General features: G+C 58.5%; 18 protein-coding genes. 9 read left to right on the forward strand and 9 right to left on the reverse strand.

Translation table 11 applies throughout. The features are described from left to right. Positions 1–4: 4 nt before the first annotated feature. The gene (locus ACR0MI_RS00405) at positions 5–1,018 is read left to right on the forward strand and encodes an endonuclease/exonuclease/phosphatase family protein (protein ID WP_170681990.1); all 1,014 of its coding nucleotides are present in this window, start codon (positions 5–7) and stop codon (positions 1,016–1,018) included. 38 nt (positions 1,019–1,056) lie between these two features. After that, positions 1,057–1,431 (forward strand): hypothetical protein, encoded by a 375-nt coding sequence (locus ACR0MI_RS00410; RefSeq protein WP_170609955.1) that lies wholly within the window; start codon positions 1,057–1,059, stop codon positions 1,429–1,431. Between the two features lie 14 nt (positions 1,432–1,445). Here ACR0MI_RS00410 and ACR0MI_RS00415 read toward each other — a convergent pair whose 3' ends face one another. From ACR0MI_RS00415 to ACR0MI_RS00435, 5 genes are all read right to left on the reverse strand, one after another. Further along, positions 1,446–2,990 (reverse strand): Ppx/GppA family phosphatase, encoded by a 1,545-nt coding sequence (locus ACR0MI_RS00415; protein WP_170609957.1) that lies wholly within the window; start codon positions 2,988–2,990, stop codon positions 1,446–1,448. Positions 2,991–3,048: 58 nt separating this feature from the next. Next, a complete protein-coding gene (locus tag ACR0MI_RS00420) occupies positions 3,049–3,729 on the reverse strand; it encodes a GTPase domain-containing protein (protein ID WP_170609959.1) in 681 nt (226 codons plus the stop codon). Next, positions 3,730–4,803 carry an AI-2E family transporter gene (locus ACR0MI_RS00425; protein ID WP_170609960.1) on the reverse strand — a complete coding sequence of 358 codons (1,074 nt, stop codon included), beginning with the start codon at positions 4,801–4,803 and terminating at the stop codon, positions 3,730–3,732. Between the two features lie 90 nt (positions 4,804–4,893). After that, positions 4,894–5,868, reverse strand: coding sequence for an isopenicillin N synthase family oxygenase (locus tag ACR0MI_RS00430; RefSeq protein ID WP_170816650.1), 975 nt, complete (start codon positions 5,866–5,868; stop codon positions 4,894–4,896). Then, positions 5,868–7,232 (reverse strand): FAD-dependent oxidoreductase, encoded by a 1,365-nt coding sequence (locus ACR0MI_RS00435; RefSeq protein WP_480440466.1) that lies wholly within the window; start codon positions 7,230–7,232, stop codon positions 5,868–5,870. Before ACR0MI_RS00435 ends, ACR0MI_RS00430 begins: the two co-directional genes overlap by 1 nt. 168 nt (positions 7,233–7,400) lie before the next feature. On the opposite strand from ACR0MI_RS00435, the gene proS reads away from it, so the two are divergent. Then, the gene (gene proS / locus ACR0MI_RS00440) at positions 7,401–8,741 is read left to right on the forward strand and encodes a proline--tRNA ligase (RefSeq protein WP_170816649.1); all 1,341 of its coding nucleotides are present in this window, start codon (positions 7,401–7,403) and stop codon (positions 8,739–8,741) included. Further along, positions 8,725–9,618 carry a glycosyltransferase family 2 protein gene (locus ACR0MI_RS00445; protein WP_170816648.1) on the forward strand — a complete coding sequence of 298 codons (894 nt, stop codon included), beginning with the start codon at positions 8,725–8,727 and terminating at the stop codon, positions 9,616–9,618. The genes proS and ACR0MI_RS00445 overlap by 17 nt, the downstream gene beginning before the upstream one ends. Positions 9,619–9,627: 9 nt before the next feature. On the opposite strand, the gene ACR0MI_RS00450 is transcribed toward ACR0MI_RS00445, so the two are convergent. Further along, entirely contained in the window at positions 9,628–9,963 is a 336-nt protein-coding gene (locus ACR0MI_RS00450; protein WP_321252154.1) for a hypothetical protein, read from the reverse strand. Positions 9,964–10,321: 358 nt separating this feature from the next. On the opposite strand from ACR0MI_RS00450, the gene ACR0MI_RS00455 reads away from it, so the two are divergent. From ACR0MI_RS00455 to ACR0MI_RS00465, 3 genes are all read left to right on the forward strand, one after another. Further along, the gene (locus ACR0MI_RS00455; protein WP_170609969.1) at positions 10,322–11,308 is read left to right on the forward strand and encodes a DUF6492 family protein; all 987 of its coding nucleotides are present in this window, start codon (positions 10,322–10,324) and stop codon (positions 11,306–11,308) included. A gap of 83 nt (positions 11,309–11,391) precedes the next feature. Next, positions 11,392–12,687, forward strand: coding sequence for a lipoprotein-releasing ABC transporter permease subunit (locus ACR0MI_RS00460; protein ID WP_170609971.1), 1,296 nt, complete (start codon positions 11,392–11,394; stop codon positions 12,685–12,687). Continuing rightward, positions 12,680–13,366: an ABC transporter ATP-binding protein gene (locus tag ACR0MI_RS00465; protein WP_170609973.1), complete on the forward strand. Its 687-nt coding sequence runs from the start codon at positions 12,680–12,682 to the stop codon at positions 13,364–13,366. The genes ACR0MI_RS00460 and ACR0MI_RS00465 overlap by 8 nt, the downstream gene beginning before the upstream one ends. On the opposite strand, the gene ACR0MI_RS00470 is transcribed toward ACR0MI_RS00465, so the two are convergent. Next, on the reverse strand, positions 13,350–13,787 hold the full coding sequence (locus ACR0MI_RS00470) for a DMT family transporter (RefSeq protein WP_170609975.1): 438 nt from the start codon (positions 13,785–13,787) through the stop codon (positions 13,350–13,352). The genes ACR0MI_RS00465 and ACR0MI_RS00470 overlap by 17 nt on opposite strands. A 96-nt stretch (positions 13,788–13,883) precedes the next feature. On the opposite strand from ACR0MI_RS00470, the gene ACR0MI_RS00475 reads away from it, so the two are divergent. Next, entirely contained in the window at positions 13,884–14,285 is a 402-nt protein-coding gene (locus ACR0MI_RS00475) for a c-type cytochrome (protein ID WP_170609977.1), read from the forward strand. 6 nt (positions 14,286–14,291) lie between these two features. Here ACR0MI_RS00475 and ACR0MI_RS00480 read toward each other — a convergent pair whose 3' ends face one another. Together ACR0MI_RS00480 and ACR0MI_RS00485 are read right to left on the reverse strand one after the other, a co-directional pair. Continuing rightward, on the reverse strand, positions 14,292–14,978 hold the full coding sequence (locus ACR0MI_RS00480) for a hypothetical protein (RefSeq protein WP_170609979.1): 687 nt from the start codon (positions 14,976–14,978) through the stop codon (positions 14,292–14,294). A 42-nt stretch (positions 14,979–15,020) separates the two neighbouring features. Then, positions 15,021–15,683, reverse strand: a complete 663-nt coding sequence (locus tag ACR0MI_RS00485; RefSeq protein ID WP_170610910.1) for a DNA-3-methyladenine glycosylase I — start codon at positions 15,681–15,683, stop codon at positions 15,021–15,023. A gap of 413 nt (positions 15,684–16,096) precedes the next feature. On the opposite strand from ACR0MI_RS00485, the gene ACR0MI_RS00490 reads away from it, so the two are divergent. Continuing rightward, positions 16,097–17,047, forward strand: a complete 951-nt coding sequence (locus ACR0MI_RS00490) for an ABC transporter substrate-binding protein (RefSeq protein ID WP_170816647.1) — start codon at positions 16,097–16,099, stop codon at positions 17,045–17,047. Positions 17,048–17,052: the final 5 nt, after the last annotated feature.

The raw sequence follows: 17,052 nt of genomic DNA on the forward strand, positions 1-17,052 counted from the left end.
ACGGATGCGTTTGGCGACCTACAATATCGAATGGTTCGCCAACTTGTTTGATCGCCAGGATCGTCTGATCGTCGATGACGGCTGGTCCGGCCGCTATGATGTCACCCGGGCCCAGCAGGTCGAGGCGATTGCCAAGGTTCTGACGGCCATCGACGCAGATGCCATTCTGATCGTTGAGGCCCCAAACACCGGCAAAACCCAGAACACCGTCCGCGCGTTGCAGGGTTTTGCGGAAGCCTTCGATTTGCGCACCACTCATGCGGTCATGGGCTTTGCCAATGAAACCCATCAGGAACTGGCACTTTTGTTTGATCCTCAGTTGATGATGGTGCGCCATGATCCAAAGACGCGGTCTGCGCAGCCATTCGACCATCAGACAGCACCCCGGTTTGACACCGAATTTCGGATTGATCTGGATATCGACGCAACCGAGGATGTTGTGCTTTTTTCAAAGCCACCGATGGAATTGGCGGTGGAAACAAAGTCGGGTGCGAAATTTCGCCTGATTGGGGCACATCTGAAATCCAAAGCGCCGCACGGCGCGGAAAGCCGGGACGAGGCGATCCGGATTTCAATTTCCAACCGGCGCAAACAACTGGCTCAGGCGATCTGGCTGGCCCGGCGCGTCGAACAGCACATTGCCGAGGACGAACCGGTGATTTTGCTGGGTGATCTGAATGACGGCCCGGGCCTGGACGAGTTCGAGAACCTGTTCGGGCGCTCATCCGTCGAGATTTTGTTGCAGTCCGGTTTGTTTGATCCCAATGCCGCAACCGCCTACGGCTCTGTCGGCGGGGAAACACCTTCGACGGCCCGGTTTGTGCGCCGGGACAAGGGAGATTTTCTTGAGGCATTGCTGGATTACATCATGATCAGCGATCCGCTGCGCCAGCGAAATCCGGTCTGGCGAATCTGGCATCCGTTGCGGGACGACGCGATCCGTTCGAACGCGGAATTGCGGGACGCACTGCTGACGGCCTCGGACCATTTTCCCGTAACTCTGGATATTGACCTGTGATCTTTCAACGCCTTCCCGCAGTGCTTATGTTTGGCCGCATGAAACGAGTTCTTTTGATAAGTCTGATCGTGACGTCCACTGCGTTCCCAGCCAGCGCGCAGGAAGATACCGGCAAGTCCCTGATGGAGCGCGGCGCCGAGCTTTTCTTCGAAGGCCTGCGCAAGGAGATGGAACCCACGCTGGATGATTTACGCGACCTGGCTGAACAGTTTGGTCCTGCCATGCTGTCCTTTTTTGAGGAAATGGGACCGGCACTGGCAGAAATGACCAAGGAGATACAGGACTGGAGCGTTTATGAGGCACCGGAGATCCTGCCCAATGGCGATATCATCATCCGCCGGAAACCGCAGGACGACACCCCGCAAACTCTTGAGGAAAAACCAGAACCGGACGAAGGTGTAACGGATATCTGAGCGTTTACAGGGGATTACCCCTTGATGATAACCTTGGTCTCGGACTTCAACGCCTGAGCCAGAGAGCCGAAACGTGCTTCGGCGGTTTCGTTGAACAGCGGTTCGGCGGCTTTCGGCAAAATCAGATCCAACTGGCGTTTCTTTGGGAAATAACGAAGTTTGCCCATCGTGGCGTCATTCTTCATCCACAGCATTGCGCCAAAACGCATTGCCTTGCCCAGAATCTCGGCCTGCTTCTGACCCTCTTCATCCAGCAGTTCATATTGTGGCGCGAACCGGTTGCCTTCGCGTTTGTTGCGGTAGCGGTGCTGCAACGCCAGACCAATGAACACCCGTTCCGAATGCTTCAGCCCACCCAGGTTGGCGCGGGTCACGTAGTCGAAACAGACCTCTGCCCGATAATCGGGATGAGCGCGCCAACTGACATCGTGCAGAAGGCAAGCGGCCTTGACCAGCCGGACGCGGGTTGACGGGGCCGATTTGAACAGCGGCATGACGAAATCGAACAGATGTTTTCCAAAACCGGGCAGACGGGCGTCCTTGGCTTCCGAAAAGCGGCTGGCCTCGATCAGCGGGTCGCAATCGCGCAGGCTTTGCGGCATCTGTTCGTACAGAAGCCCTTCGCGGATTCCATAGCTTGAAATGGCGATGTCCTTGGGTTTGAAAGTGCGGATCAGTCGGGACAGCACATCCATCGCATAAGGGATAAGCGCCATGCGCGAGCTGGACACACCAGCCCGGCTGCGCAGTTTCTCGGGGTCGCCCTTTTCGATGAACCGGATGGTTTCGTGCACCTGCTTGTGGGTCATCCTGTATTCATGCAGAACGTTCAGCGGATAACCCCGCCGCAGCATGTCCAGCCGTGCAAAGGCGCGCCAGCTGCCGCCCACCAGGAACAGGCGATCCCGCTGGGGGCCCAACTGATCGCGCAGTTCTTCCATGGTGGATTTGATGTGCGCCTTGCGGGCACGACGCCCGCCTTTAATGTCCCGCAATTTCAACGGACCCAGCGCGGATGTCACGCGGCGACCGGTCTGGCCTTCGCCGATCTCGGCCAGTTCCATGGATGAACCGCCAATATCGCAGATCAGACCGTATGCACCCGGCCATCCCAGAAGCACGCCTTGAGCGGAGAAACGGGCCTCTTCCAGACCATCAATGATCGAAACGTGTAGGCCGGTTTCGGCTTTGACCTCGTCGCAAAACTCCTGCCCGTCCTTGGCTTCGCGTACTGCGGCGGTTGCGACAACGTGCAGACCGGGCAGATCAAGGTTGTCGGCCAGATGCTGGAACCGGCGCAGGGCATCCAAGGCGCGAACACGCCCTCTGGGGTTCAGGTGCCCGGTCTCCGACAGACCCGCGCCCAGTTCGCACATCACCTTTTCGTTGTAGAAATACGCGGGTGAGCGGGCCGCCCCGTCAAATATGACCATACGCACCGAGTTCGACCCGACATCGACAACACCGACCCGGGACAAGTCCCTGACGCGGGGATCAGAAAATAGCGGTCTTCCGAAAGGTCCCCAGTCGGGGATGGTGGTATCGATAGTCTGATCCATGTCTTTCCCAGATATTCCTGTCTCAGGATGCGAAATCACCGGATTCGGGTCAATCTCTTCAATGGCCGTCGCCGGCATGGTGTTTCAGAACCCGGATCGCCAGCGCCCGAGTGATGTCGCGTCTTTCCGACAGTGCGAGCTTGTCCAGTTGGGCCACGACCTCTGCCGCCGTTTCGAAACGCCGGTCCATGTGCTTGACCAGATAGGAAATCACCTCGGGTCCGGGGTTGAGCTGCCGGTCCACGAACAGCTTGGCCAGCACGGCCCCCAGAAGGGCGTCATCGGGCGGGTCCAGGGCGACCTGATGGGCGCCTTCGATACGGCTTTGCAAATCGGCCAGAGGCAGCTGCCATAGCTTCGGCGCCAGCCGTCCGGTCATCAACAGCGCGTGGCCTTCGGCCAGAACAAGATTGTGCAGATGAAACAGCGTTTTCTGTTTTTCAGCGTCGGCTGCGATCATGGGTACATCTTCGACCGCGACCGAAGTCTGGGCCAACTCGGGCACCTCGCCGTGCTTCAGATCGGTGGCCGAAATGATCCGTCCGCCGGTTTCCGCCGCCCATACATGCGACAGATGTGTTTTCCCCGAACCTGCCGGTCCGCTGAGCACCAGTTTGTTGCCTGGCCAGGACGAGGCGGAAATCATTGCCACCGCCAGAGCGTTGGCGGGGGAAACAAAAAAATCCTCGCGTCCCAGCGCGGTTTTCGCCGGAAGGTCAAAGCTGAGCTGGCGTGCCATTCACTTGTCTTCCTGATCCAGCCCTTCCAGCCCGGTATACAGGCGGCTTTCCAGATATTTCGAAGTGGCAAACCGGGCCAGTACGCCGAGTGCTGCGGCGACCGGAACAGCCACCAACATGCCCACAAAACCGAACAGTGCCCCAAACACGGACAGCGCCAGCAGCAGCCAGACCGGATGCAGGCCGACCGAATTGCCGACAAGTTTGGGTGTCAGGAAATTGCCTTCGGTCACTTGCCCAAGTGCGAATACACCAGCGACCAGCCCGATATGGGCCCAGTCACCCCAGAACTGAAACAGCGCCAGCCCGATCGCCAGCGTGCCGCCGATCAGCGCCCCCAGATACGGGATGAAGGTGACGAGTCCGGCAATGAACCCGACAATCAGCCCGAACTGCAGGCCGACAAGCATCAGCGCGATGGCATAGTACGTGCCCAGGATCAGACAGACCGTTCCCATGCCCCGTACGAACGAGGCCAGGACATCATCGATTTCCCCGGCCAGTTTCTTGATTGTCGGCGCATGGTCACGCGGCAAAAGCTCGGCTATTCGAGCAATCATGCGGTCCCAGTCCAGCAGCAGGTAAACGGTAACCACCGGCACGATGACCAGCAAAACGACCACGTTTATTGCCGACCCCAACGAGGCGACGACCGTTTGCAGGACATCGCCGGTCTTCGACTTCAGGGTCTCGCCAAGAGAAACCAGAAACTGATGCGAGTTGGACTGACGGTCCAGCAGGGACGGGAATTGTCGTTCGATAAACCCGCGCAGTTCCTTGAACAGGCTGGGCATGATCTCGACCAGATCGATCAGCTGAGTGATCAATGCGGGAACTACCATCAGGATGGCCAGGACGAAACCCAGCACACCAACGACGGTTATGATGCCCGTCGCCGCCATGCGCGAGAGACCCAAATTTTCAAGCCGATCCGCGACCGGATCCAGAAAATATGCAATCGCACCACCGATGACGAAGGGCAGAAGCACGTCTCCAAGAGCCCACAAAAGAAGGGCAATCACCACTGCGGCGATGCCCCAGTATCTGAGCTGATCCTTAACGGGCAAGGCCATATCGGTCCCCTGAGTTTGGCTCTTGCACGTGTTCTTGGCCCATGCGCGCCCGCGATGCAAGTGGTTCATGCCCGCTGAGATTTTGGGGTGTCAGCTGTGCAATGTTCCCAGTTCGGGGGTTTCCTCATCCGCCGTTTCATCTGACCAGTTTGTGCGCCATATCTCTGCCGACCAGTGCCCGCAATGGACTGCGGGCCGGTCAAAGCCGGGTAGGGGTGGCAATTGGGGTTGGATGACAACATCATGACGCGGCACGGCGAAATACGGAAAGGAATACCGTTCCCGCCCCGAGCGGTTGACGACCCGGTGCGGAGTTGATTTCAACCGTCCCCCCGACCAAAGCTCCAGCATGTCGCCGATATTGACGACAAAGCCTCCGGGCGGGCAATCCGGAGTAATCCAGTCTCCGGCCCGCGTCTGAACCTCAAGCCCGCCGACGGGATCGGGCGCGATGATGGTCAGTGCGTCGGTATCTTTGTGCGGATGAATGCCATAGCCCGCTTCCTCGGCGGCCTGAGGTGGGTAATGCAGCAAAGTCATATTGGTCATCGGATCGCGGAAAGCGTCGCGCAGACTATCCGGCTCAAGCTTCAACCCGACTTCCAGCGCCCCAAGCAAATGGTCTGTTACGCGATCCAGTTCAGCCCAGTAATTCAGGATGACGTCCCGAGCGCCCGAGACTTCGCGTGGCCAGAGATTTGGCCCATAAAGCGCGCAGTCCTGACGGATAGGCGCATCCGATGAGGTTTCGAAGTGCAACTTGTAGCCTTCGTATTTGTCGGCGGTCCCCGATCCGTCGTTCGGGGTAAAAAATCCCATGGGAATATAGCCGCGATAATTGTCACGGGTGATGGCCTGATCCCATTTGCTGCTGTCATCGACGCCGAAGATCTCACGAACGCAGTCCCGAACCTGCTCGACCATATCCGGGGGAACGCCGGTGCCTGTAATCGATAGGAAGCCGATGCTGGTGCAAGCGTTCAGGATTTGCTGAACGGTGGTGTCAAAGCCCGGATGAGCCTTGTCGTTCAGGGGGGCAATGTCGATTGTAGGTATATGGTCCATCAGTTGATCCTCACCCCTTGGCGTTCAAGTTCGGCGTGAACCGGGCTCAGGTTCAATTCGTGCACGTCCTGATTGCTTTTGAGGGACAACGCCGCTGCAATTCCGGCGCCCTGACCCATGACAGCACAACAGGCCATGTTTCGGGTCGCGGCATGGGCGACGCGGTCTGCGCCGTGCGAACGCCCCGCCACCAGCAGGCCCTGCACACCTTTTGGCAGCATGGATCGGTAAGGGACCTGCATGTATCGGCCTGTGGTCGGCAAGATCAGGATGCCATAGCCGTCGATGAACTCGGGGTAGATGCCGATCGTGTCTTCGAACCGACCCTGATGGCGGGCGTCATCCTCGGTCATGTTATAGATCGCGTCGATCTTACGGGTGTCGCGGATGCCGATAGTCATTCCAAAGTTCCGCAGACGGGCGTTTTCACAACCGGGCATGAACCTGCGCAGCGCCTCGATGGCCAGCATCGACTGACGTCGGCCTTCGATCTCGCCCCGCGTCAGGCTGTCGGGGTCGGTGCCGTCTATCTCGGCCAGATGGATGAGGTTCATGTAGGTCAGCTCACCCGTGTCATGCATTGCACCCCATGTACCGGCGATGGTGTTCAGATGCGGCGGGATCAGCCCCTCATCAATGGCTTGTTGGAACGGTTTGTGCACGAAGGGTGAGAACATGTCGTCTTCTTTGCCGCTCGTCTCGATATTCCACTCACCGCCGCCGCCCCAGTCCTTATAGGTTTGCGGGTCGGACTTGACACCTTCCATGAATGCGCGTTTGTCGACGCCGGCCAGATGGAACATGACCGAGGCCGCCATCATGTCTTCGCGTGGGGTCTTGTGGGTCGGTGCGCCTGCACGGTGAGCCACATCAGCGTCCCCGGTGGCATCAATCACCACCTTGGCCAGTATCGCCTCGCGCCCTGCCTTGGATTCGGTTATGATCCCGGTGATCCTGTTGCCTTCCATGATCGGCGCAACAAACTGACGGTGCAGCATCGGATGCACGCCAGCTTCTTCGACCAGCTTGTCTGCCACCAGTTTGAAGCCCTCGCTGTCGAGCTCATAGCTAAGCGACTGGCTTTCCGGCACCGCAGCGCCCATCTCCTTGGCACGGGTTTCGAACTCCATGCCGATGCCGCCAGCTTCGACCGTCTGTTCGTGGCGATACCAGGCGAAACCTTCGACCCCGACAGCGGTGATGTTCCCCCCCATGCAACCGAAGCGGTCGACCAAGGACACTTCCGCCCCCGCCCGTGCCGCTGCCAGTGCGGCGGCAAGGCCGGCGGGGCCGGAACCTACAACTAGAACGTCGGTCTGATGAACTACGGGGATCTGGCGGGCGGGTTCCTGAATGGTTTGCACGGGGACCTCCTGAGAAAATGTTCCCGCTACCATCTTGAATGCTGACTGGCGGGTCAATCAAAAAACCGACTGCTCCGAGGTCGCAAAATCGCCAATGGCCGATTGCCCCCGGCGGGGCTTTGCAATAAGCAGCTTTGAAGTCGAATTCTCACCTTTGAAGGTCATACAATGCGCCTCAGCCGTTACTTTCTGCCCGTTCTCAAGGAAACCCCCTCGGAGGCCCAGATCGTCAGCCACCGGCTGATGCTGCGCGCCGGGATGATCAAACAGGCCGCGGCCGGGATTTATTCGTGGCTGCCGTTGGGTTTCAAAGTTCTGCGCAAGTTGGAAAACATCGTGCACGAGGAACAGGCGCGGGCGGGTCACATCGCCATCCAGATGCCTATTTTGCAATCCGCGGACCTGTGGCGCGAATCCGGACGTTACGACGATTACGGTCAGGAAATGCTGCGAATGCAGGACCGTCACGGGCGCGACATGTTGTATACGCCGACGGCTGAGGAACTGGTGACCGACATCTTCCGTGGCCATGTCAGCAGCTACAAGGATCTGCCGCTGACCCTCTATCAGATTCAGTGGAAATTCCGCGATGAAATCCGCCCCCGTTTCGGCGTGATGCGTGGTCGTGAATTCTACATGAAGGACGGCTACAATTTCGACCTGAACAAGGAAGACGCGCTGCACGCATATAACCGCCATCTGGTCAGCTACCTGCGCACTTACGAGCGTATGGGGCTGCAAGCCATCCCAATGCGTGCCGATTCCGGCCCCATCGGTGGTGACGACACGCATGAGTTCCTTGTTCTGGCCGATACCGGCGAATCCGAGGTCTTCTATGACAGCGCCGTCACCGATCTGACCTTTGGCGACCGCGTGATCGATTATGACAACCGCGAGCAGTGTCAGGCGATCCTCGAGGAGTTCACCTCGAAATACGCGCGCACCGACGAAACCCATGACGAGGCGCTGTTCAACCAGATCCCGGAAGAGCGCCGCCGCGTCGCGCGCGGAATCGAGGTCGGCCAGATCTTCTATTTCGGCACCAAGTATTCCGAACCGCTGGGTGCAACCGTGCAAGGCCCCGACGGCAAGCCGGTTCCGGTCCACATGGGCAGCCACGGCATCGGTGTCAGCCGCCTGATCGGCGCGATCATCGAAGCCAGCCATGACGACAAGGGCATCATCTGGCCGGAGGGCGTGACCCCGTTCCATTGCGGTATCGTCAACCTGAAACAGGGTGATGAAGAAGCGGATACGGCTTGCGAAAGGATCTACAAGGCACTGACCGCGCTGGGGCTTGAGCCGCTTTATGATGACCGCAACGAGCGGGCAGGGGGCAAATTCGCAACCATGGACCTGATCGGCCTGCCGTGGCGCATCACTGTCGGTCCGCGCGGCCTGAAGAACGGTGTGGTCGAACTGACCAGCCGTCGCACCGGCGAAAGTGAGGAACTGAGCCCCGAGGCCGCGGTCACCAAGATCGCCGGGATTTATGAGCAGATCGCCTGAGCAGACCGACACGCCGCTGATCTCGGTGATCACGGCGACTTACAACCTGCTGTCCCAAGGGCGGCAGGACAGTTTTCTGGGCGTCATCGAATGCATGGCGCGGCAGAACTGCGTTCGGGCCGAGCACGTCATTCAGGATGGCGCTTCGTCGGATGGAACCACTGCGTTTTTGAATGAGGCGACGGCAGACGCCCTGCGTACACGCGTGATCAGTGCACCGGATGCCGGTCTGTACGATGCGATGAACAAGGGGGCACAGGCCGCGCGCGGAACGTATCTGCTGTTCCTGAACTCGGACGACGCCCTGGCGTCAGATGATGTGCTTAACATGGCGGCGGATCGGCTTGAGGCAACCGCGCCCGATTTCCTGTTCGGGTCGACACTGCGCAAACACGCGGACGGATCGGAAAGCCGGGAGAAACGGATGTCACTTACGGCGGTCCTGCAGCGGATGCCGTTCTGCCATAACTCGGTTTTCATAAAACGGGATGTCTTTCTTGCACTGGGCGGACATGACACGCAGTTTCGCGTTGCCGCCGATTACGACCTGATGCTGCGCCTGGTCGGTGGCGGCTATCAGGGTGAGCGGATGGATGATCCGGTCTCGTTGTTCTGGGAAAGAGGTGTGACCAGCGACGATGAGGCAACAGGGCAGGACTATACCCGTGTCTGGATGCAATACTACGCGGATTTCAAGACGGCCCATGGGCTGACGCAGCAGGATTTCTTTGGATACTATCGGCGCGGACACATGCCGGCCAACCTGATGCTTGAAGTTCTGCGTCGACCTGATACGCCCGAGGCGATCAAACTGGCCGCGCGCCATTGCCTGTTTAAGACCCTGCGCCGTTCGGTGCAGTTTTGGCGAAAGTTCTAGTTTCTTAATTCAAGTGCCGTTCCGGGATGGGCGTGCCGCAAGAACTTCTCCATCTGCCTGCCCGCCATGGGCGACGACAATCGGACGCCCAAGCTTACGCACCAGATCCTTGAATTCGAACCCAAGAAAACGCAGTCCACAGACCCGCTCGCCGGATGTTCTGTCGGTGATGCACAGGCGGCCCTTTCGGAATGCCAGCCTGTATCCCTTGTCTTTCAGGATGTCAGCCAGGCTACCCCAGCTTGCCGCGCTGGCGAATAACGGGCGGATTGCTGCGCGCAGCAGAGCCGCTGTTTCGCAATCGAGTTCTGTGGATGCCGTTCGGGCCACAATAGAACCCGACACCTCAGTCTTCCGCTTAATTAACATGAGCGACCCCCGCTCTGAAATGTGTTCCCCCATTACAGGGTGTCAAAATTTCTCAGAATAATCAAAATTTGAAATAAAATTACTCTGAAAATGTTGCATTTTGAGTTCAATAATTCACGCAATGCCCGCATTGATATCATAGGTGAAACAATTCAGCGCTGTCTGTGAAGGATGTCACAACTATTGGTATAGCCCGCTTGTTACTCTGTCGCCTTAAGCCCGAGCCCTTCCAGACGGACCGACCGCGTTTGATTCGTTCCGGCATTGCAATTGCCGGGCTGGACACAAGATATCAGAGTGGTAAATCAGTCTGGTTCAGACGGGGGATACGGACGTGCTGAGTTTTGCAACGGTTGTGTATTCCAAGGACTATCCCTTGCTGGAATTGCAGGCGCTGTCATTTGCCCGGTTCGTTGACCCCCGAAGTGTCGCATCGATCCATGTTATCATGAACGACATTGACGAGGCGTCGCTCAGACAGAAGATCGATCCAATCCTGCCGTCTTATGGTCCGTTGCTGCCCAAGGTTAAGGTGCTAAGCGGCGACGACGTATTGCTGGGCACCGGGCATTGTTCAGAACGGCCCTGGCGTGACCGGGTCCTGATCGAGAACCGTTTCCGGATTCCGTTCGCCCGAAAAGGCGGGTGGCGGGGCAACAACGGGTATCGCGCTCAGCAGGTGCTGAAACTGGGTGCCGCACGCGTGGTAGATGCCGAGAATATCGTTATCCTGGATACCAAGAACCTGTTTTTGCGCGCTTTCGAGCAATCTGAGTTCTTTTCACAGGATGGCGCCGCCCAAATCCCGTTCATTCCGGTTCAAAGCGATTTTCACCGCAATTGGTTGTCTGAGAGTTTGGAGGCGCTTGGGGTTAACAAACCCGGTACTACCGATCTTGAAACAACGAACTTTGCGACACCGTTCCCGGTCCGAAGATCGCTTGTTTTGGCGCTGCTGGACGAAATCAATGCGCGTTACGGTTCGGTGCAGGCTCTCTTTGCGTCGCGGCGGCGGCCTTCCGAGTTCATGCTACTTAACGCGTTTTGTATGGGCTCACCTGAAGGTTACGTACCTTGGTTTCAGCCGATTGAAAACAACAGCGTCGGTATGTGGCCCACCTATTCGCAGGACGTTCTGAGCGCGCAGGTGTCACGACTGGACTATCCGCAGTCACTCAGCCTTGGATTGCACAATCGGGCGGTTTCGAAACTGCCCGAAGATCTGCGCGAACGGGTATTCAAGGCATTGGAAAGCCGCGGCATCAGCGACCCGGCCAGAACAAAGGCTGTATTGGATCAAACTTCGGCCCTTTCCGGCTAGCAAAGACACTGGCGGTGACAAGTCGCTTGACCATCCGGGCAAATGCCGAAAGGGTCGCCGCAAACAGAAAAACCGGAGCAGGCATGGCCACCACACCCCCGCCCTTTGCCCCTTTTGAATGGAAAATCGCCTGGCGTTATCTGCGCGCTCGTCGCGCCGAAGGCGGCGTCAGCGTGATGACCTGGATTTCCCTGATCGGGATCACCCTGGCCGTGTTTGCCCTGATCGCGACCCTGGCGGTGCGGTCCGGGTTCCGGTCCGAGTTTGTCGGTACCATTTTGGGAGCCAACGCGCATGTCACCGTCTATTCGGCTGGCCAGGTGGGTCAGCAGGGCAGCGTGGACAGGACGATTGCGGACTTTGACCGCATGGCCGCGCGTATCGCGCAGGTTGACGGGGTCGAGCGGGCCGCGCCGTTGGTCAAGGGACAAGTGCTGATCACCAACCGCGACCGCAGCAGCGGGGTCGAGGTCTTTGGCATTCGCCCCGACGACCTGCGGGATTTGCCGGGTATTGCTGAAAGTGAACAAGCCATTGGTGATCTGTCCGGGTTTCAGGACGGTGAAGAAGTAGTTGCCCTGGGTTCGGGTGTTGCCCGCAGCATCGGGGCGACAGTCGGCGATACGATCAAGCTGACCTCGCCCAACGGGGTCAAAACCGCCTTTGGCACGTCGCCGCGGGTGAATGCTTACCGCGTGGTCTATGTCTTTTCGGCCGGCCGCTACGATATTGACCGGACCAGGGTCTACATGCCGTTTGACAGGGCGCAGAGCTTTTTCAACCGCGAAGGTGTCGCGGACGAGATCGAGGTAATGGTAACGCAGCCCGAGACTCTCAACCCGATCCTGATACCGATACTCGAAGCCGCAGGCGAACGCAGCCAGATCTGGACATGGCAGGACGCTTCGGGCGGGTTCTTGCGCGCGCTCGAGGTAGAGGACAACGTGATGTTCATCATCCTGTCGATCCTGGTGCTGATCGCGGCGATGAATATCGTCTCCGGCCTGATCATGCTGGTCAAGAACAAGGGGCGGGACATCGGCATCCTGCGCACCATCGGTCTGAGTGAAGGGTCCGTTCTGCGGGTGTTTTTCATTTGCGGCGCATTTACCGGCATCATCGGAACGGTGATGGGCGTGGTCCTTGGGTGCCTGTTCGCCATCTATATCGATCCGATCTTTTCCTTCGTGAACTACGTCATGGGAGGCGGTGTCTGGGATCCGTCCATTCGCGGCATCTACGCTTTGCCCGCCGAATTGCACCTGACCGATGTGCTCAAGGCAGTCGCGCTTTCGTTGGGTCTGTCCTTTCTTGTCACCTATTTCCCTGCTCGTCGTGCGGCGCGGCTGAACCCGGTTGAGGCGCTGCGCTATGAATGATGTGACGATGCGGCTGAACGGTCTGACCAAGACCTATCTGAGGGGCACTCCGGGCGAGGTTCAGGTTCTGCGCGGTGCAGATCTGGAACTTCGCGCGGGTGAGGCTGTGGCGCTGGTGGCACCGTCGGGTGCCGGAAAGTCGACGCTTCTGCACATTGCCGGGCTTCTTGATGCCCCCGATGCCGGATCGGTTGAAATTGCGGGTCAGGATGCCTCGGGCAAAGGCGACCGTACCCGCACAGCATTGCGGCGGCGCGATGTGGGATTTGTCTATCAGTTCCACCATCTGCTGCCGGAATTCACGGCGCTTGAGAATATAACCCTTCCGCAACTGGCCAATGGCGTATCCGAAAAAGCTGCCCGTGAACGGGCTATGTCACTGCTGGGGCGGGTTGGGGTTGCGTCCCGCGCCGATCATCGCCCGGCGGCCCTGTCAGGAGGAGAGCAACAGCGCGTTGCATTCTGCCGGGCGCTGGCCAATGCGCCGCGCGTTTTGCTGGCGGATGAACCGACCGGCAATCTGGACCCTGAGACCTCGGATCAGGTTTTCGATGCGCTGATGTCACTTGTGCGGGGTGAGGGGCTTTCGGCGTTGATCGCCACTCACAACCCGGATCTGGCCGCGCGGATGGACCGGATCGTGCGGTTGGACGGCGGTGTTCTCAAGCCAGTTGAGTGATGGCGACGCCAACTGCCATAACAGCAATCCCGCCCGCCCGCATCCAGGTTAGGGGTGTGATCTGGGCGCCAAACAGACCAAAATGGTCAATGGCGGCTGCACTGATCAACTGGCCCAGCAGGACAAAGAACACTGCGTTACCGACGCCAAAATGCGGGGCCACGTGGGTGATGGACAACACATAAAAGGCGACCAGAACGCCGCCGAGGAACAGGTGTTTCGGGGCTTCTGAAATTTTTGAAAGCGCGTCGAAGCCGGGAAACACCAACATGACCAGCGCCGAAGCGGTCAGGGCAACGGCGAACAGAACCACTGCCGCCGTGGTCGGCGACCCGATCAGTTTACCCAAGGCCGCATTCAGACCCGCCAGCAGAGGCACGCCGACTCCGGCTGCCAGCATGATGGCTGCGTATTGTGTCATTGCCCGATCCTTTGCCCTTGTTGCGTTGATCTGGATCATTGCCCCTAGCCGCAGAACGGGCAAGCCTGCAATTGCCAATCCTGACAGGAGATTACGATGAAAATGTCCGCCGCCCGGGTCACATTTCTGACAGCCGTCTTTCTGGCATCACAAGCGCCAGCACAGGATGCCGAAAATGGTGGCCATTTGTACCTGCGCCACTGCGCCACCTGTCACGGGATCGAAGCAACGGGTCAGGGTCCGATGGCCGGTGTCTTGGTTATTCAGCCCACTGACCTGACCAAATTGGCGGATGCAAATGGGGTGTTTCCACGGGCAAGAGTTGTGGCACGGATCGACGGACGCGATCCTCTGGTCTCGCACGGCAGCCCGATGCCTGTGTATGGGCCGTTCTTCGAAGGGCAGGACACGGCGATCAAAACGCATGATGGCCAGCCGATTCTGACGAGCCAGCCAATTGTCGATCTGGTCGCCTATCTGGAAACGCTGCAAAAGTGATGGTGATCAGCTGCAAATGCCGTTGATTTCCGCGCCCCGCCACGGCAGGGCGACGTCGCGCTCGCGCCCCTTCTCGGGCAGCGGTGACAGGTCGAAGTGCACACCCAGCATGTCGTGCAGACGCTGCGTGCGGGCCGCCTGGGGATCCAGCGCCCGGCAGCACACATATTCCTCGACGATCGCGCCCTGTTGTTCGAACCCGTAAGAAAGGAAGTCAGGCGAAGTTTCGAGGTCGAACAAATAGGGATCCTTGCGTCCGCCATGTTCTGCCGCTGCGCGTAATGGATGATACCCGGTGGTTTCGCGGTTCTGCCACTGCCAGACATGGGTCAGTTCATGCGCCAGCAGCATTGCGGCTATCAGGTTCATTTCGTCCGGAAATCCGGACATGTAATTCTCAAGATACCAGTCACGCGAGAAATAGACCCGGTTGAACAGGGCCACTGCGGCAGGGGTGCTGGTGACAAGCCCCTCTTCGGCTGGTGGCAGAATGCGATCCCGGCAGGCCAGACGCGGTCGCGCCTCGCGGTAGTATGTAATGGGCAGCACGGGCGCGCCATCGACAAGTCTGACGCGATCAATGTTCAGGCTTTTGCCCTGAATGGTGTCGGTGAACGCGCGTTCGGTCTCTGTCAGCGGGCGGCTGCAGGACGCAAGCAGAAACAGGGCGACTAGCATAACGCGAGTGATCATGCCTTGCAGCCTAGTACGACGCATTCCGCCTGCAAGGTGATTTTAGAGGCTCATCGCCAGAACACGGCTGATTTCTGTCAACGATCGGCCGGATTGCTCCATCCATGTGTTGAAAGCCTGCTGTACTGCGGCCATTGCCTTTTTCGACGTAGCGGGCCTATCAATGATGCCCTCGGCGATCAGCCGCGCGGTGACGTCCTGTGACAATATAAAACTGTCACGCCCGGCAAACCGCATTGCATATTGAGCCGAAGCCCCTCCAAGGCGCGCCCCGCGTTTGGCCAGCATGGCCAGCAGGCCAATGTAGTCGTGCGAAGGCCAGCCGCCCAGAACCTGACCCGCTCCGCCTTCTTCACGCAGTCCCAGCAGAAACGCGGCGTTGTCCCGAACGGCGGCGATCTTTGTTCCGTTGCGCACGATACGCGTGTCCTGCAGCAGGCTGTCGAACTTTTCGTCGTCCATGAAGGCGCACCGCCCGACATCAAATCCGTCAAATGCCGTTTCGAACCCATCCCACTTGGATTCGATGACTTTCCAGCTGAATCCCGCCTGAAAAATGGTTTTTGTTATTGTCGACAACCAGCGGTCGTCCGGCATGGCGGCCAGCTCAGCGGTGCTTTTGGGTTTGCTCAGCTTTTCCTCCAGCCTGTCAGGGCCGCCATGCCGGCCGGCGGCAATGCTGTAGATTTCGTCAAAATGGCGCATCATTCGGTTCCTCCGGCGCTAGTGTTTCCTTTTTGTTCCTTTCTGGCAAGGGGGCAAGTTGCGCCCGGTTGGCCGGATTCAATAGATCGCGACTATTGCGAAATGCAGAAATTTAGACGGTTTTGCAAAGAAATGCTCGACAAAACAGGGGATTCGGGTTTGTGATTGACTCGTCAATCAATGTCCGGTGCCCTGGCAAACCTCAGCAACAAGCCAGGACGGTGCAGTTGCGTTGCAAAGCGGGTGGGGGAAATCGCGCCAAAAAAGTGAAATTAGCTTAGCTCTGGTGTCAGTGTTCACTTTCCTTTTCCGGCTAAATTTGTGCATGTTGCGACATGGTATTGTCACCAGACAAGTCAGCCGGCGTAAAAACGCGTCGGGTGGGCAAAACAAAGAAGACAGGGAGAAAAATCATGAAAAAACTGAGTGTAAGCCTTTTGGCCCTTGCGGTCGCGGGATCGGCAAAGGCGGCGGATATGGGCGCCGTGGACGAGCCGATCAAGCTGGCAATCAACGAATGGACCGGTCAGCACGTTACAACGCATGTCGCGGGCGAGATGCTGAAGGCCGCAGGATATAACGTTGAATACGTCACAGCGGGCATGATGAACCAGTTCCAGGCGCTGGCCGATGGCGACATCGACGCAACGCTGGAAATCTGGTCGTCTAACGTGTCGGACGAATATGCCAAGAAAATCGACGAAGGCACCGTGGTCGAAATCGGCGATCTTGGGCTGGATGCCAAAGAAGGTATCGCATACCCGGCCCATGTGGCCGATCTGTGCCCCGGCCTGCCTGCTTGGGAAGCGCTGAAAGACTGCGCGCAGGTCTTTGCCACGGCCGAGACACTGCCCGGCGGGCGTCTGGTCGACTATCCTGCAGACTGGGGTACACCCGGCGCCGATCGTATGACGGGTCTTGAGCTGCCTTTCAAAGCGGTTCCTGCGGGCTCGGAAGGTGCTCTGATCGCGGAACTGCGCGCTTCGACTGAACGCAAGTCGCCGCTGCTGATCACATTTTGGCAGCCGCACTGGGCGATGTCGGCCTATGACGTGCAATTCGTTGACCTGCCTGCGGGAGAAGAGGCTTGCTTCAACGATCCGGCCTGGGGTCCGAACCCGAACGCGGTGAATGACTGCGACTTCTCGCCTTCGCGCATCTTCAAAGCCGGTTGGAGCGGCATGGAGGAGAAATGGCCGGCCGCATACGAGATCCTGACCAACTACCAACTGGCGGTCGAAGACCAGCAGCCGATGATGGGTGCAATCGACGTTGATGGCGGCTCGGTCGAAGAAGTTGTCGCTGCTTGGATGGCCGAGAACGAAGGCAAATGGCGTCCGGTCGTCGACGCGGCAACCAAGTGAGCCGC

The sequence above is a fragment of the Ruegeria sp. D4 genome (assembly GCF_056534475.1).

Excerpts from the sequence above, each read along its gene's own strand:
- ACR0MI_RS00445 (WP_170816648.1), top strand. The coding sequence starts at position 8,725 with ATGAGCAGATCGCCTGAGCAGACCGACACGCCGCTGATCTCGGTGATC.
- ACR0MI_RS00430 (WP_170816650.1), bottom strand. The coding sequence starts at position 5,868 with ATGGACCATATACCTACAATCGACATTGCCCCCCTGAACGACAAGGCT.
- ACR0MI_RS00425 (WP_170609960.1), bottom strand. The coding sequence starts at position 4,803 with ATGGCCTTGCCCGTTAAGGATCAGCTCAGATACTGGGGCATCGCCGCA.
- ACR0MI_RS00485 (WP_170610910.1), bottom strand. The coding sequence starts at position 15,683 with ATGCGCCATTTTGACGAAATCTACAGCATTGCCGCCGGCCGGCATGGC.
- ACR0MI_RS00465 (WP_170609973.1), top strand. The coding sequence starts at position 12,680 with ATGAATGATGTGACGATGCGGCTGAACGGTCTGACCAAGACCTATCTG.
- ACR0MI_RS00460 (WP_170609971.1), top strand. The coding sequence starts at position 11,392 with ATGGCCACCACACCCCCGCCCTTTGCCCCTTTTGAATGGAAAATCGCC.
- ACR0MI_RS00475 (WP_170609977.1), top strand. The coding sequence starts at position 13,884 with ATGAAAATGTCCGCCGCCCGGGTCACATTTCTGACAGCCGTCTTTCTG.
- ACR0MI_RS00410 (WP_170609955.1), top strand. The coding sequence starts at position 1,057 with ATGAAACGAGTTCTTTTGATAAGTCTGATCGTGACGTCCACTGCGTTC.
- ACR0MI_RS00490 (WP_170816647.1), top strand. The coding sequence starts at position 16,097 with ATGAAAAAACTGAGTGTAAGCCTTTTGGCCCTTGCGGTCGCGGGATCG.
- ACR0MI_RS00420 (WP_170609959.1), bottom strand. The coding sequence starts at position 3,729 with ATGGCACGCCAGCTCAGCTTTGACCTTCCGGCGAAAACCGCGCTGGGA.
- ACR0MI_RS00470 (WP_170609975.1), bottom strand. The coding sequence starts at position 13,787 with ATGACACAATACGCAGCCATCATGCTGGCAGCCGGAGTCGGCGTGCCT.
- ACR0MI_RS00415 (WP_170609957.1), bottom strand. The coding sequence starts at position 2,990 with ATGGATCAGACTATCGATACCACCATCCCCGACTGGGGACCTTTCGGA.
- ACR0MI_RS00480 (WP_170609979.1), bottom strand. The coding sequence starts at position 14,978 with ATGATCACTCGCGTTATGCTAGTCGCCCTGTTTCTGCTTGCGTCCTGC.
- proS (WP_170816649.1), top strand. The coding sequence starts at position 7,401 with ATGCGCCTCAGCCGTTACTTTCTGCCCGTTCTCAAGGAAACCCCCTCG.
- ACR0MI_RS00405 (WP_170681990.1), top strand. The coding sequence starts at position 5 with ATGCGTTTGGCGACCTACAATATCGAATGGTTCGCCAACTTGTTTGAT.